Source organism: Micromonospora sp. HB375 (genome assembly GCF_017872985.1).
GTDB lineage: Bacteria > Actinomycetota > Actinomycetes > Mycobacteriales > Micromonosporaceae > Micromonospora > Micromonospora chalcea.
This window is the reverse complement of the sequence record NZ_JAGGJO010000001.1, coordinates 4445225-4459276: the sequence shown is the minus strand read 5'-3', so window position 1 is coordinate 4459276 and position 14052 is coordinate 4445225. Positions and strand designations below refer to the sequence as shown.

Annotated in this window: 11 protein-coding genes; 3 read left to right on the top strand and 8 right to left on the bottom strand. The window is 70.8% G+C overall.

Annotated features, from left to right (window positions below; all coding sequences use genetic code 11):
• Positions 1-50: 50 nt before the first annotated feature.
• From J3R08_RS20210 to J3R08_RS20185, 6 genes are read right to left on the bottom strand one after another with little or no spacing between them, the layout of a single operon-like run.
• Positions 51-2480 carry a phosphoketolase gene (locus J3R08_RS20210; protein WP_064445476.1) on the bottom strand — a complete coding sequence of 810 codons (2430 nt, stop codon included), beginning with the start codon at positions 2478-2480 and terminating at the stop codon, positions 51-53.
• Between the two features lie 33 nt (positions 2481-2513).
• Positions 2514-5108, bottom strand: a complete 2595-nt coding sequence (gene adhE / locus J3R08_RS20205; RefSeq protein WP_245254776.1) for a bifunctional acetaldehyde-CoA/alcohol dehydrogenase — start codon at positions 5106-5108, stop codon at positions 2514-2516.
• 56 nt (positions 5109-5164) lie between these two features.
• Positions 5165-5983 carry an ABC transporter ATP-binding protein gene (locus J3R08_RS20200; protein WP_043322950.1) on the bottom strand — a complete coding sequence of 273 codons (819 nt, stop codon included), beginning with the start codon at positions 5981-5983 and terminating at the stop codon, positions 5165-5167.
• Positions 5976-6791 carry an ABC transporter permease gene (locus J3R08_RS20195; protein ID WP_064445478.1) on the bottom strand — a complete coding sequence of 272 codons (816 nt, stop codon included), beginning with the start codon at positions 6789-6791 and terminating at the stop codon, positions 5976-5978. Before J3R08_RS20195 ends, J3R08_RS20200 begins: the two co-directional genes overlap by 8 nt.
• Positions 6788-7558, bottom strand: coding sequence for an ABC transporter permease (locus J3R08_RS20190; RefSeq protein WP_043322952.1), 771 nt, complete (start codon positions 7556-7558; stop codon positions 6788-6790). Before J3R08_RS20190 ends, J3R08_RS20195 begins: the two co-directional genes overlap by 4 nt.
• 7 nt (positions 7559-7565) lie before the next feature.
• Entirely contained in the window at positions 7566-8543 is a 978-nt protein-coding gene (locus J3R08_RS20185; protein ID WP_064446444.1) for an ABC transporter substrate-binding protein, read from the bottom strand.
• A gap of 238 nt (positions 8544-8781) precedes the next feature.
• On the opposite strand from J3R08_RS20185, the gene J3R08_RS20180 reads away from it, so the two are divergent.
• Genes J3R08_RS20180 through J3R08_RS20170 form a run of 3 tightly spaced genes read left to right on the top strand, consistent with a single transcriptional unit; the run spans position 8782 to position 10957 of the window.
• Entirely contained in the window at positions 8782-10011 is a 1230-nt protein-coding gene (locus J3R08_RS20180; RefSeq protein WP_280841735.1) for a flavin-dependent oxidoreductase, read from the top strand.
• The gene (locus tag J3R08_RS32115) at positions 10008-10475 is read left to right on the top strand and encodes a MarR family winged helix-turn-helix transcriptional regulator (protein ID WP_209962451.1); all 468 of its coding nucleotides are present in this window, start codon (positions 10008-10010) and stop codon (positions 10473-10475) included. Before J3R08_RS20180 ends, J3R08_RS32115 begins: the two co-directional genes overlap by 4 nt.
• A complete protein-coding gene (locus tag J3R08_RS20170; protein ID WP_051610848.1) occupies positions 10472-10957 on the top strand; it encodes a DUF3237 domain-containing protein in 486 nt (161 codons plus the stop codon). The genes J3R08_RS32115 and J3R08_RS20170 overlap by 4 nt, the downstream gene beginning before the upstream one ends.
• A 103-nt stretch (positions 10958-11060) precedes the next feature.
• Here the strand turns inward: J3R08_RS20170 and J3R08_RS20165 are convergent, their stop codons facing one another.
• Entirely contained in the window at positions 11061-12494 is a 1434-nt protein-coding gene (locus tag J3R08_RS20165; RefSeq protein WP_209962449.1) for a class I adenylate-forming enzyme family protein, read from the bottom strand.
• The gene (locus J3R08_RS20160) at positions 12484-14028 is read right to left on the bottom strand and encodes an NAD(P)-binding domain-containing protein (RefSeq protein WP_043322960.1); all 1545 of its coding nucleotides are present in this window, start codon (positions 14026-14028) and stop codon (positions 12484-12486) included. The genes J3R08_RS20165 and J3R08_RS20160 overlap by 11 nt, the downstream gene beginning before the upstream one ends.
• Positions 14029-14052 lie beyond the last annotated feature (24 nt).

The window sequence follows — 14052 nt, the reverse complement described above, 5'->3', positions numbered from 1 at the left end:
TACGCGAACGGAGACGGTGACGCCGGGCGGCGTCACCGTCTCCGTCTGCCTCAGCCGCGCGCGGCCCAGTCGCCGAGGGCCCAGTCGCGCACCTCGGGCATGTCCTCCAGGTGCTCCACCACGTACGTCTCGTGGCGGTCGAGCTGGCTGCGGCACCACGCCTTGAGGTCGGCGGCGCCGCGTGGGAGGCGCTTGGCGTTGTTGATGGCGTCCATCACGAGGTGGTACCGCGACGCCTTGTTGCGCACCGTCATGTCGAACGGGGTGGTGGTCGTGCCCTGCTCGATGAAGCCACGCACGCGGAACCGGTCCGCGTCCGGGCGGCCGTGGACGAGCTGGTGGATCGCGCCGGGGTAGCCGTGGAAGGAGAAGATCACGTCGACGTCGTCGGTGAACAGCTCGGTGAACAGGGTCTCGCTCATGCCGTGCGGGTGGTCCTTGGGCCGGACCAGGGTCATCAGGTTGACCACGTTGACCACGCGGACCTTGAGCCCGGGCAGCCGCTCGCGCAGGATCTGTGCCGCCGCGACCGTCTCCATGGTGACGACGTCGCCGGCGCAGGCCAGGACGATGTCGGGATCGCTGGTGCCGTCGTCGGTGCCGGCCCACTCCCAGATCCCCGCGCCGCGGGCGCAGTGTTCGATCGCCTCGTCCATGGACAGGTACTGCAGCTGCGGCTGCTTGTCGATGACGATCAGGTTGATGTACGACCGCGACCGGAAGCAGTGGTCGGCCACCGACAGCAGGGTGTTGGCGTCCGGCGGCAGGTAGACCCGGGCGACGTCGCCCCGCTGGGTGAGCACCACCTGGATCAGGCCCGGCCCCTGGTGGGAGAAGCCGTTGTGGTCGTTGCGCCACGCCGTCGAGGTGAGCAGCACGTTGAGGCTCGGCACCTTCGCCCGCCAGGGCAGGTGCTTGGCCTCCTGCAACCACTTGCCGTGCTGCACGGTCTGCGAGGCGCTGACCATCGCGAACGCCTCGTAGGTGGCGAACATGCCGTGCCGGCCGGTCAGGTTGTAGCCTTCCAGCCAGCCGTGGCAGTTGTGCTCGCTCAGCACCTCCATCACCCGGCCGTCGCGGCCGATCGCCACGTCCTCCGGTGTCACCCGCTCCATGAAGGCACGGTCGGAGACGTCGAAGACGCTGCCGAGGCGGTTGCTGTTGGTCTCGTCCGGACAGAACAACCGGAACCGGTCGGCGTTGCGCGTGTAGATGTCGCGGATCATCTCGCCCAGCTTGCGCGTCGACTCGGCCCGCTGCTGCGCCGGCCGGGGCACCTCGATCGCGTACGACCGGAAGTCCGGCAGGTCCAGGTCCCGGGTCAGCAGTCCGCCGTTGGCGTGCGGGCTGGCGCTCATCCGCAGGTCGCCGCCGGGGGCCTGGTCCCGGATCAGCGCCACCGGCGCGCCGGTGGAATCGAACAGCTCCTCCGGACGGTACGACCTGAGCCAGCGCTCGAGCAGCGCGAGGTGCTCCGGGTTGTCCTTGACGCCGGACAGCGGCACCTGGTGCGAGCGCCACGTGCCGGTGACCGGCGTCCCGTCGACGGTGTCCGGGCCGGTCCAGCCCTTCGGCGACCGCAGGACGATCAGCGGCCAGGTCGGGCGGGTGCCGTCCCAGGAACCGTCACGGGCGGCGGTCTGGATGTCGTGGATCCTCGTCCACGCGGCGGCGAGCGCGGCGGCGAAGCGGTGGTGCATGCCGGGCAGGTCGGAGCCCTCGACCTCGATGACGTCGTAGCCGTGGCCCCGCAGCAGGTGGCGTACCTCCTCGGGGGCCTTGCGCCCGAGTACGGTGGGACCGGAGATCTTGGCGTCGTTGAGGTGCAGGATCGGCAGGACCGCGCCGTCGCGTTCGGGGTTGAGGAAGGACACGCCCTTCCAGGAGCCCTCGAGCGGCCCGGTCTCGGCCTCGCCGTCGCCCACCACCGCGATGGCCAGCAGGTCGGGGTTGTCCATCACCGCGCCGAACGCGTGGACCAGGACGTAGCCCAGCTCGCCACCCTCGTGGATGGAGCCCGGGGTGGTCACCGACACGTGCGACGGGATGCCGCCCGGGCTGGAGAACTGCCGGAACAGGCGCAGCATCCCGGCCTCGTCCTGGCTGACGTCCGGGTAGATCTCGCTGTAGGTGCCCTCCAGATAGCCGGCGGCCACCAGCGCCGGCCCGCCGTGGCCCGGGCCGGCCAGGTAGATCGCCTGCTGACCGGTGTGCCGGATCAGCCGGGAGACATGCGCGTAGATCAGCGACAGGCCGGGGCTGGTTCCCCAGTGGCCGAGCAGGCGCGGCTTGATGTGCTCGGCCGACAGCGGCTCGCGCAGCAGCGGGTTGCCCTGCAGGTAGATCTGCCCGATGGTCAGGTAGTTGTTCGCCCGCCACCACGCGTCCAGACGGGCGAGTTCGGTGTCGTCGAGTTCGGCGAGCGTACGGATTTCGGATTCGACCGCGGTCACCGTGCTTCCTTTCACTGATCTCGTCATGTCCGGACCCAGGTTAGGCCCAGCCGGGCTCGTTCACCGGGGGCCGCAGACCGCAAGCCGCGGGACCTTCGGCCCTCTCGATCCGTAGTACGCGGCGCGCATCAGTTCCCGCATGTCGCCGAGCATCGGCATCCGCGGATTGGCCGGCGCGCACTGGTCCTCGTACGCGTTCAGCGCCTGCTGCGGCAGCGCGGCGAGGAAGGCCCGCTCGTCCACCCCGACGGCCGCGAACGACGGCTCGATGCCGACCTCGTCGCGCAGGCGCTCGATCGCCGTGGCCAGGGCTTCGACCGCTTCGGCGTCGGTGGCCGCGGGCAGCCCGAGGGTACGGGCGATGTCGGCGAAGCGCTGCGGCGCCCGGTACGTCTCGTACCTGGGCCAGCCGGTGAGCTTGCTCGGCACGGTCCCGTTGTACCTGATGACGTGCGGGAGCAGGATCGCGTTGGTGCGCCCGTGTGCGACGTGGAACGTGGCACCCAGGGTGTGCGACATGGCGTGCACGATGCCGAGGAAGGCGCTGCCGAACGCCATGCCGGCGATCGTGCCGGCGTTGTGCATCTTCTCGCGGGCCACCGGGTCCGCGGCGCCCTGGTGCACGGCCCGGGCGAGGTTGCCGAAGATGAGCCGGACGGCGTGCAGGGCCAGACCGTCGGTGAAGTCGTTGGCGTAGACCGACACGTACGACTCGATGGCGTGGGTGAGCGCGTCGAAGCCGCTGTCCGCAGTGACCACCGCCGGCAGGTCGGCGGCCAGGACCGGGTCGACGATCGCCACGCTCGGGGTGAGCGCGTAGTCGGCGAGCGGGTACTTCTTGCCGGAATCGGTGTCGGTGATGACCGCGAACGGGGTGACCTCGGCTCCGGTGCCGGAGGTGGTCGGAACGCAGACGAGCTGGGCCAGCGCGCCGAGGGTGGGGAACTTGAAGGCGCGTTTGCGGATGTCGAAGAACTTCTCCCGCAGATCGGCGAAGACCACCTCGGGGTGCTCGTAGCGCAGCCACATCACCTTGGCGGCGTCCATCGCCGAACCGCCCCCGAGCGCGACGATGGTGTCCGGCCGGAACGAGCGCATCAACTCGGCGCCCCGGTCGACCGTTTGTACGCTGGGCTCCGGCTCGACGTCGTCGATGATCTGCAGGGCGACCTGCTCGCGGCGGCGGTGCAGCACGGACAGCACGCGGTCCACGTACCCCAGTCTGGTCATGGTGTGGTCGGTCACCACGGTGACCCGGCGGACGCCGGGCATGTCGGCGAGGTAGCGGATCGCGTTCGGCTCGAAGTAGATCTTCGGCGGCACCTTGAACCACTGCAGGTTGTTCGTCCGCCGGGCCACCCGCTTGATGTTGATGAGGTCGACCGCTGTGACGTTGTGCGACACCGAGTTGTGGCCGTAGCTTCCGCAGCCCAGCGTCAGCGACGGCAGGAAGGCGTTGTACATGTCGCCGATGCCGCCCTGCGAGGCCGGCGCGTTCCAGATGATCCGGACGGCCTTGACCCGGCGGCCGTACGCCTCGGCCAGGTCGGCGTCGCGCGTGTGGATGACGGCGCTGTGCCCCAGGCCGTCGAACTCGACCATCTGCTCGGCGTACTCGAATCCCTGGTCGTGGTCGGTGGCGGGCAGCAGGGCGAGCACCGGGCAGAGCTTCTCCCGGGTCAGCGGCTCGGCCGGGCCGACCCGGTCGACCGGAACCAGGATGACCGAGGTGTCCGGGTCGACCGGGAATCCGGCGTGTTCGGCGATCCAGGTCACCGACTGCCCGACCACGTCCGGGTTGAGCTTCCCGGAGCCGAAGAGCAGCTTCTCCAGCAGCGACTTCTCCTCCGGCGTCGCGATGTGGGCGTGCAGTCGCCGGAACTCGGCGAGGGCGGCCGGCCGGATCGCGTCGTCGATGATGACGGCCTGCTCGGAGGCGCAGATCATGCCGTTGTCGAACGCCTTGGACAGCACCACGTCGTTCACCGCGCGGGCCACGTCGGCCGACGCCTCCAGGTACGCGGGGACGTTCCCGGCGCCGACGCCCAGCGCCGGTTTGCCGGTGGAGTAGGCGGCCCGGACCATGGCGTTGCCGCCTGTCGCCAGGACCACCGAGACGTCGGGATGGCGCATCAGCTCGTTCGTCGCGGCCACCGACGGCTCGTCGATCCACTGGATGCAGTGCTCCGGCGCGCCGGCGGCGACGGCGGCGTCGCGGACCGTGCGGGCCGCTTCCTGGCTGCACCGTTGCGCCGCCGGGTGGAAGGCGAAGATGACCGGGTTGCGGGTCTTGAGGGCCAGCAGCGCCTTGAAGATGGTGGTCGAGGTCGGGTTCGTCACGGGCGTCACCGCGGCCACCACGCCGACCGGCTCGGCGATCTGGGTGATGCCCGTGATGTCGTCCTGAGCGATCACCCCGACCGTGCGGACGTCGGCCATGTGGTTGGTGACGTGTTCGCAGGCGAAGATGTTCTTCACCGCCTTGTCCTCGAACACGCCGCGACCGGTCTCCTCGACCGCCAGCATCGCGAGTTCGGCGTGCCGGCCGAGCGCCGCCACCGACGCCTTCTTCACGATCCCGTCGATCTGTTCCTGGCCGTAGGAGTCGTAGGCGGCCAACGCCGTGAGACCGTTCTCCACCAGGGTTCCGATCATGCTTCCGCCCTCCATCGGTCGTCACCCCGAACATAGATCCGCGGTGATCGATGCGACTATGGCCGGTGGGCCCGCGAGGACGGGACCACCGGCCCGCGCTTGGCCCGCTGGATCTGTTCGTAGACGTGGGTCCGCAGTTCGGTGAACCGGGGCAGGGCCCGGGTGGTGAGCTGATCGCGTTCCGCCGGGAGGTCGATCACCAGGTCCTCCTGCACCCGGGTCGGTGAGTTCGACAGGACGAGCACGCGCTGGCCCAGGTAGACGGACTCGTCGATGTCGTGCGTCACGAAGACGGTGGAGATCCCCCGGGTCAGGTGCAGTTCGCGGACGAGGTCCTCCAGGTCCGCGCGGGTCTGCGCGTCCACCGCGGCGAACGGCTCGTCCATGATCAGCACGTCCGGCTGGTACGCGATGGCGCGGGCGATCGCCACCCGTTGCTGCATTCCGCCGGAGAGCTGCCACGGGTGGCTGCGCGCCGACTGCGGCAGCCCGACCGCGTCGAGGGCGTCGGCGACCAGCCGGGCGCGTTCGGCGCGGGAGAGCTTCTTGTGGCGGAGCGGAAGCTCCACGTTGCCGCGGACGGTCAGCCACGGGTAGAGGCTGCGGCCGTACTCCTGGAAGACCACGGCCATCGCCGGGCTCGGCCCGGTCACCGGCGAGCCCTCCATCTCGACCAGGCCGCTGGTGGGCCGCAGCAGTCCGGCGAGGCATTTCAGGAGCGTGGTCTTGCCGCAGCCGGAGGGACCGACGACGCACAGCAGCTCACCGGGATCCATGGTGAAGCTGAGATCCCCGATCGCCTCGACCTCGCCCCGGCCGGAGGCGTAGACCTTCCGCAGGTGCTCGACCCGCAACAGGGGGGTCCCGTCAGGCACGGGTGATCTCCTTCATTCCGTGGTACCAGCGCAGGACGCGGCGTTCGACGACACCGAAGGCCACGGCGAGGAAGACGCCGATGAGGCCGAGCAGGAGGATGCCGCTCCACATCTCGGCGATGAGGTAGTTCCGCTGGAAGTAGGCGATCCGGTAGCCGAGACCGGCCGACGACGCGAACATCTCCGAGATGACCATGAGGATCAGGGCCACCGAGAGCGCCTGCCGTACGCCGGTCATGATGCGCGGACTCGCCGCCGGGAGGATCAGCAGCCACAGCCGGTCCCACCGCGAGATCCGGAACGAGCGGGCGGTCTCCAGCATCACGCTGTCGGTCGACCGGACGCCTTCGATCGTGTTCAGCAGGATCGGCCAGATCGCGCCGGAGGTGATGACGACGACCTTCATGGTGTCGGTGATGCCGAGCAGGAGCATCGCGACCGGGATCAGCACCGGCGGCGGAATCGCGCGGAAGAACTCCAGCAGCGGCTCGAGCATCTCGCGTAGCGGGCGGAGCCGGCCGATGACGACGCCGGCGGCGACGCCGAGCAGGATCGACGCGAACAGGCCGATCAGGAGCCGGTACACGCTCGGCAGGACGTCCTCGACGAACGCCGGGCCGATCCAGGTCTGCCGGAACGCGTCGAGGAGCGTGCCGGGGCCGACGAGGAACCGGCTCGTCGACCGGGTGGACCAGACCGCCCAGAGGCCCACGGCCAGGACCGGAAGGCCGACCGCGAACAGGAGGTTCTCGGCGACCCTGACGCCCAGGTCACGAGGGCGGGCCTTTGCCGCGCCGACGGCGGTCATCGGGCCGCCTCGTCCGCGAGCACCGACTGGTGCCAGGCCAGCGAGCGGCGTTCGACGAAGCGGAACACGACGTTCACCAGCAGGCCGAGCATCCCGGTGACCACGACGAGGCCGTACAGGCCGACGGCGTCACCGGCGGAGCGGGACAGCTCGATCATCCGACCGAGGCCGGGGTTGCCGATCACCATCTCGGCGGTGACGGCCAGGATGAGCGCGACCGCCGCGCCGAGGCGCAGGCCGGTCATCAGGTACGGCAGAGCGGTCGGCAGGATGAGGTAGCGCAGCCGCTCGGCGCGGGTGAGGCCGAAACTCCGCGCGGTGTCCCGGGCGACGCTGTCGACGTCGGCGACGCCGTAGATCACCTGCACGAACACCTGCCAGAACGCCGCGTAGACGATGATGACGAGAGCGGCGCGCATCTGCAGGCCGAACATCAGCACGGCCAGCGGGATCAGCGCGACCGACGGCACCGGTCGCAGGAACTCGACTGTCGTGTGGGTCGCGCGACGCAGGAACGGCACCATCCCGACCACGGTGCCCAGCGCGACCGCCGCGAGCGTCGCCACCGTCAGACCGATCGCCCACGACGTCATGGTGAGCCGGACCCGACGCCAGAACGCCAGGTCGCGGACCTCCTGGGCCAGCCGTCCGAACACGTCGGTGGGGTACGGCAGGTAGTCCGGGTCGACCAGCCCCAGCGCCGGGATCAGTTGCCAGACGACGAGGAACCCCAGCAGGCCGACGGCGCCCAGCAGGATCTTGCGCATCGGCCGGCTACTGCTGCTGCTGGATGAGGCGGTCGAAGTCGGGTCGCCGGTCGAGTACGCGGTACTTCTGGGCGAGCGTCGCCAGTTGCTCCAGGCCGGCCCGGTCGAGCTCCCACCCGAACGACGGGAGCCGCACGGAGTCCGCCACCGCCTCCGGCAGTTCGAGGTTGTCCTTGATGGCCTGGCGCAGATCCTTCTCGTTGGCCGGATCCTTGGCCCAGGTGAGCGTCTTCTTCATCGCCGCCGAGAAGTCCGCGACCAGGGCGGCATCGGAGTCCTTCAGCTTGCTCGACGTGATCGTCGTCAGGGTGGTGAGTCCGGGGACGGTGGCCTGGTACGGAGCGACCACGAGGACGTCGCCGCGCTTGCGCATCTGGGTGATGAACGGCTCGGTCACCCAGGCGGCGTCGATGTTGCCGGCGGCGAGCTGGGCGGGCGCGTCCGGGAAGGCCACCTCGACGAACTTGACCTTGGTGGGGTCGCCGCCGTCCTTCTCGACCGCCGCCATGATCGTGACGTCGCCGGCGGCGCCCAGGCTGTTCACCGACACCTTGCGCCCGGCGAGCTGGGACGGCCGGGTGATGCCGGATTTCGCCGACGCCAGCACGGCGTTGATGTCGTCACCGTCGGCGTAGGACGACGCGTAGTTGCCGATGATCACCACGCCGAGGTTCTGCAGGTCGGCCCGGAACGGGCCGAACGGCTGACCGATGGCGAAGTCGATGTCGCCGTTGATCAGGGCTGGGATGGCCTGGGCCCCGCCCTGTGCGGGCACCACTTCCACGTCGAGCCCCTGCTCCCGGAAGATGCCCGCCTTGATGCCGCCCCACAGCGCGGCGGTCTCGCTGATGGGCAGCGCCGCCACGCGGACCTTGCGCAGCTCGCCGCTGGACCCGGGGGACGGATCGGTGGCATCGGAGTCGGTGCAGCCGGTCAGGGCGATCGCGACGCTGGCGAGAACAGCCAGGGCGGTGACCTTCTTCATGGACGAGCCCTTCCGTGCGAAGCGCTGGTGCATCCGGAGGAGTGGGGGCCGGCGAACAGAGGTGAACCATCCGACCGCGTCGATCAGCGTCGTGCAGAGTTGATTGATTGTCAAGAATTCTGATAAGGCCACTCGCATTGCGACCGAAGTGGTCCGACCTCGATGACAATGCGTCTTGACGAACGACGATTTTGTGACCAAACTGTGCGGTGGCGGAGGGGGCGACGACTTGGCGATCGTGATCGTGGGCGCTGGTATCGGTGGCCTCACCACCGCGCTCAGCCTGCACCGGGCCGGCTTCCGTGACATCGCCGTCTATGAGCGCGCCGACGCGCTGCGCCCACTCGGCGTCGGGATCAATCTGCTTCCGCACGCCGTCCGAGAGCTGACCGAATTGGGCCTCGGAGAACGCGTGGAAAGGCTGGGCGCCGCACCCGGCACACTGGCTTACTACAACCGGCACGGTCAGCAGATCTGGAGCGAGCCGCGCGGACTGGACGCCGGATATCGCTGGCCGCAGCTTTCCGTGCACCGCGGCCGGTTCCAGATGGAACTGCTCGCAGTGGTGCGGGAACGGCTGGGCGCCGACGTGGTGCGCACCGGGCACCGGCTCGTCGGCGTCCACGACGGCGTCGCACGCTTCGCCACGGCAGCGGGAGAGGTGAGCGTCGCGGCCGACCTGATCGTCGGCGCGGACGGCATCCACTCCGCGCTGCGCCGGCAACATCAGCCCGACGAAGGGCCGCCGATCTGGAACGGGCTGACACTGTGGCGGGGGACGGCCCGGGCACCCGGATTCCTGGACGGGCGAACCATGATCATGGCGGGGGACGCGGAGCAGAAGTTCGTCGCGTACCCGATCGGTCCCGGCGTGATCAACGTCGTGGCCGAGCGGCGCGGCCCCGGCTTCGCCGGGCCCAACGCGGACTGGAACCGGGCCGTCGACCCCGCGCCCGTCGTCGCGCTCTTCGCGGACTGGCGTTTCCCGTGGCTCGACGTGCCGGAACTGCTGGCCGCCGCCGACGAGATCCTCGAATACCCCATGGTGGACCGCGACCCCATCGACACGTGGACCCACGGGAACACGACGCTGCTCGGAGACGCGGCACACCCGATGTACCCGAACGGCTCCAACGGGGCGTCGCAGGCGATCCTGGACGCGCGTACCCTCGCCTTCCACCTCGCCACCGCGACGACGGTCCCGGCGGCGCTGGACGCCTACGAGGCGGACCGGCGGCCGGCGACCACCGCGCTCGTGCTGAGCAACCGGCGGCAGGGCCCGGAGCAGGTGATGGTGCTCGCCCGCGAGCGCGCGCCGGACGGGTTCGCGCACATCCACGACGTCATCCCGCCGGAGGAGCTCACCGAGATCGCCACCGGCTACAAGAAGGCGGCCGGCTTCCTGCCCGCCGATCTCAACGAACGCGCCTCCCTGACGCCGACGGTCTTCTCCGGTGTCCTGCCGTGACCGGCCCCGAATCGGCCGAACTGGACGCGGCACGCCTGGCCTCGGTGATCTCACCGCTGCGCCGCACGCTGCTCGCCGCCGCCCGGGCCGCCGAGCACCTGCCGGAGATCCCGGACGCGCAGATCGAGATCGTGCGGGCGTTGCCCCGGGGCACCGTGTCCGGCCCCGGTGAGCTGGCCGAACGACTCCGCTTGAGCCGCTCCACGGTCAGCAACCTGCTCACCACGATGGAGGGCAACGGTCTGGTCGAGCGCCGTCCCCGTCCCGGCAACCACCGCCACGTCGACGTGCTCGCCACCCCGAAAGCCCTCGACCTGTTCGACCGCTTCGACCTCGCGAGCGGAGACCTGGTCGCCCGCGCCGCGGCCACGCTGCCCGCGGCGGACCGCGCGGCCCTCGCCGCCGCGGTGCCCGCGCTGGAACGCCTGCGCGACGCGCTCGCGGACACCAAGGACACCCCATGAGTACGCGCCGACCCGCGGTCAGCGCCCCGGCGGTGCCCGGTCTGGAGGCCGCGTTCGACGTGGAGGTGCGGCTCGGCGCGCTGGAGGACCACGGGGTGACCCGCGCGGGCCACCGGCGCGTGGTGCCTGTCGTCGGCGGCCGGGTCACCGGCCTCTTCGACGCCGACATCCTGCCCGGCGGCGCCGACTGGCAGCTGGTCCGCCCCGACGGCGCCATCGAGATCGACACGCGCTACTCGGCGCGCACCGCCGACGGCGGCCACGTCTACCTTCGCACGTTCGGTGTCCGCAGCGGCCGTCCGGAGATCCTCGCGGCGTTGTTGCGCGGCGACGCGGTCGACCCCGCCGAGTACTACTTCCGCCTGGGCGTACGACTGGAGACGTCGGTGCCCGCGCTGGCCGCGCTGGAGCAGTCGATCTTCGTGGCGTCGGCGATCCGCGAGGCCGACCGGGTGCGCTACACCGCCTACCGCGTCACCTAGGTGGTTTGCGTTCCGGGCCTCAGGCCTGCGCTCCCGCGTAGATCCACGGCACGATCAGCGCGTACCCGAGCAGGAGCGCGCCGACGGTGACGACCGGTGAAGGTCATGTGGGTGTCGGGTACGCCAGGGCGCGCTTGTCCGGCTTGCCGCTCGCCGCCACCGGAACCCGCTCGATGGCCTGGATCGTCTTCGGTGCCGACGAGTCGCCCAGCGCCTCCGTCACCACGGCACGCAGCCGCCCGGCATCGATGTCGTGACCGGCGGCCGGCACCACGTACGCGTGCACCGCCTCCCCGGTGACGTCGTCGGGACGGCCGACGACGTACGCCTCGGCGACCGTGGGATCGGCGGCGAGGACCCGCTCGATCGGGCCGGCGTACACCAGGTTGGCGTGCACGATGATGACGTCCCGGATCCGGCCGAGCAGGTGCAGGTAGCCGTCGCCGTCCAGCCGGGCCAGGTCGCGGGTGCGCACCCAGCCGTCGACGAACACGTCGGCGGTCTCGGCCGGGTCGCCCCAGTAGGCGGTGGCCTGCGCCGGTGTCCGTACGAACAGTTCCCCCTCGGTGGCGGGCCGGCCGTCGGCGTCCCGGATGGACAGCGCGGTCACCGCCGGTGGGCGGCCGACCGAGGCGAGCGCGGCCGGGGACGCCAGCATCTCGGCCGGCGTCACCATCGTGATCATCCCCGTCTCGGTCTGGCCGTAGCCGTGGAAGACGACGGGGCCGAGCACGTCGAGCGCCTCGGCCAGCCGGCCCGGTGGGAGTGGGGAGCCGGACACCAGCAGGGCCCGCAGGCTGCTCAGGTCGACCGGATCGGCGCGCTGGTCGCGCACGAGCTGGTACAGCTTGCCCACGGTGATGACGCTGGCGGTCGCCCGGTGCCGGGCGATCATGCCGGGGAAACCCGGGGGCCGGGCCGCGACGAGGGTGCCGCCCGCGGCCAGGGTGAGGATGCCGTACTCCAGCATCACCTGGCTGCTCAGCGAGCCGAAGACCAGGTACCGCTGGAGCCGGGTGGCGAGGTCGGCGACCGCCGGGGGCCACCGGTCCGGGTACGGGGCCCAGGCCGCGCTCATCGCCGCGTACGTCTGCGCGCAGCCCTTCGGGCTGCCGGTGCTGCCGCTGGTCCAGACGATCCGGGCGACGTCGTCCGGGCGACCGGCGGCGATCAGCGGCCTTCCGTCGTCGGGGGTGCCCGCCAACTCGGCGACCCGGGCGTCGTCGACCAGCAGCGTGTTCTCGCCGAGTTGCCAGGCGCGGTGGGCCGGTGTCAGGTCGGGGCGGATTCCGGATACCCGGGCGCCGACCGCGAACGCCGCGATGATCGCCGCGAACGCCTCCGCGGTGACGCCGAGCCGCAGGGCCACCCCGACGCCGGGGCCGGCCCCCGCGGCCCGGAGCCCGGCGGCGATGCGCCGGACCAGCCGGTACATCTGGGCCGTGGTCACGGTCTGGTCGCCGTCCTCGAAGACCGGCCGGTCGTCACCGGTGGCGAGCAGGTCCAGCACGGGCTGCGGCCAGACCTCAGCCGGCATCGGAGAGCACGCCCTTGACGAAGAGCACGAGCGGCTGGTGGTGCACGTCCGGCAGATTCCAGTGGTTCTCCAGGTTCTCCGCGAGGTGGTGCGTCGCGACGACCCGGCCGCCGCGATGGACCCGGACGACCGGGTGCAGGTAGCTGGCGTCGTGCGCGTGCGCGGCGTCGTTCTCGGCGATCCGCGGCACCGTGACGTCGAACGGGTCGACCTGGTCGTGGTCCGGCCCGTACTCCAGGGTGACCACGAACGCGAACGGCTCCGGGCCCAGGCCGCCGTCGTGCACGTACGCGACGGGCACCTCCTCGTGGTAGCGCGCGGTGTCGCCGTCGACGACGACGACGTCGCCGAGGACCGCGAACTGCTGCCACAGCGCGGAGGTGCGGTTGATCCGGGCGATGACCGCGTCGGCGATCGCCTCCGGGGTGGGTTCCAGCGGCGTGGCCGGCCACGGGGTGTCGTGGTGGCGGGCGCCGAGGATGCGGTGCAGGGCCCGCACGCCGTACCGGAAGCCGTGGATGAACCCGTTCGTCGAGCGCTTGAAGTCGCGCTGCTGGGTGAGGGTGCCGGCGAAGTAGAGGCCGGGCACGTTCACCGACTCGTACGCCGGGGTCTGCTCGGGGAAGCGGTCGTTGATGACCAGCCGTGGCCGGGCGGACGGGTCGAAGATGCTCGCGTCGAACCGGAATCCGGTGCAGAGGATGACCCGGTCGTAGTCGATCTGCCGGATCGCCTCGACCGTGCGGGCGTACCGGAAGTCGATCCGGTAGCCGCCGTCGTCGCGCCGGGCGATCCGCTCGACGACGCCGTCGAGGACCGCGTTCTGCGACTTGAGCTGGTACGTGTCGAGGAAGTTGTTGTTCACCGCTCGCAGGTGCCCGACGTAGTGCGACTGCCACGCCAGCTTGATCGAGTGCGGGCCGGCGACGTGGATGACAGCGGCCGTCTCGACCAGGGCGTCAGCGGTCTCGAAGGCCGAGTTGCCCTTGCCGATGATGAGGACGCGCTGGTTCGTGAAGTCGTCCGGGTCGACGCTGACCGTGTCGTACCGCTCGGCGAGCGCGGCGCCCTCGATCGGCGGGACGTACAGCTGGGACACGCCGGTGGCGACGACCACCCGGCGGGCGGTGAGGGTGTCGTCGCCGGTGTCGACGGTGAACAGGTCGCCGTCGCGCGCGATCCGGGTGACCCGGGTGTCGTACCTGACCCGGAGGCCGCGTGCGAAGTCGGCGAGGTAGCGCACCAGGTCGGCCGCGTCCGGGAAGTACCGGCGGCTGTAGTTCTTGAACAGCAGCGCCGGATCGTCGGTGAGCAGCGAGTTCCAGTCCGCGCGCAGGTTGAACTCCGGATCGTCGGACCCGGTCCAGACCTTGTTGATCGAGATGAGTTGCCGGTGCCGGGGGTAGGTGGTGAAGAACGTGCCCGGCGCCGGGCCGGCCTCCAGGACCAGGTAGTCGCGGCCGTCGCGCTCCAGCAGGTGAGCGAGCTGCAACCCGGCCGGTCCGGCTCCGATGATCAGATAGTCGACCGTCATGCGCCGCAACGTAGCGACTCGATC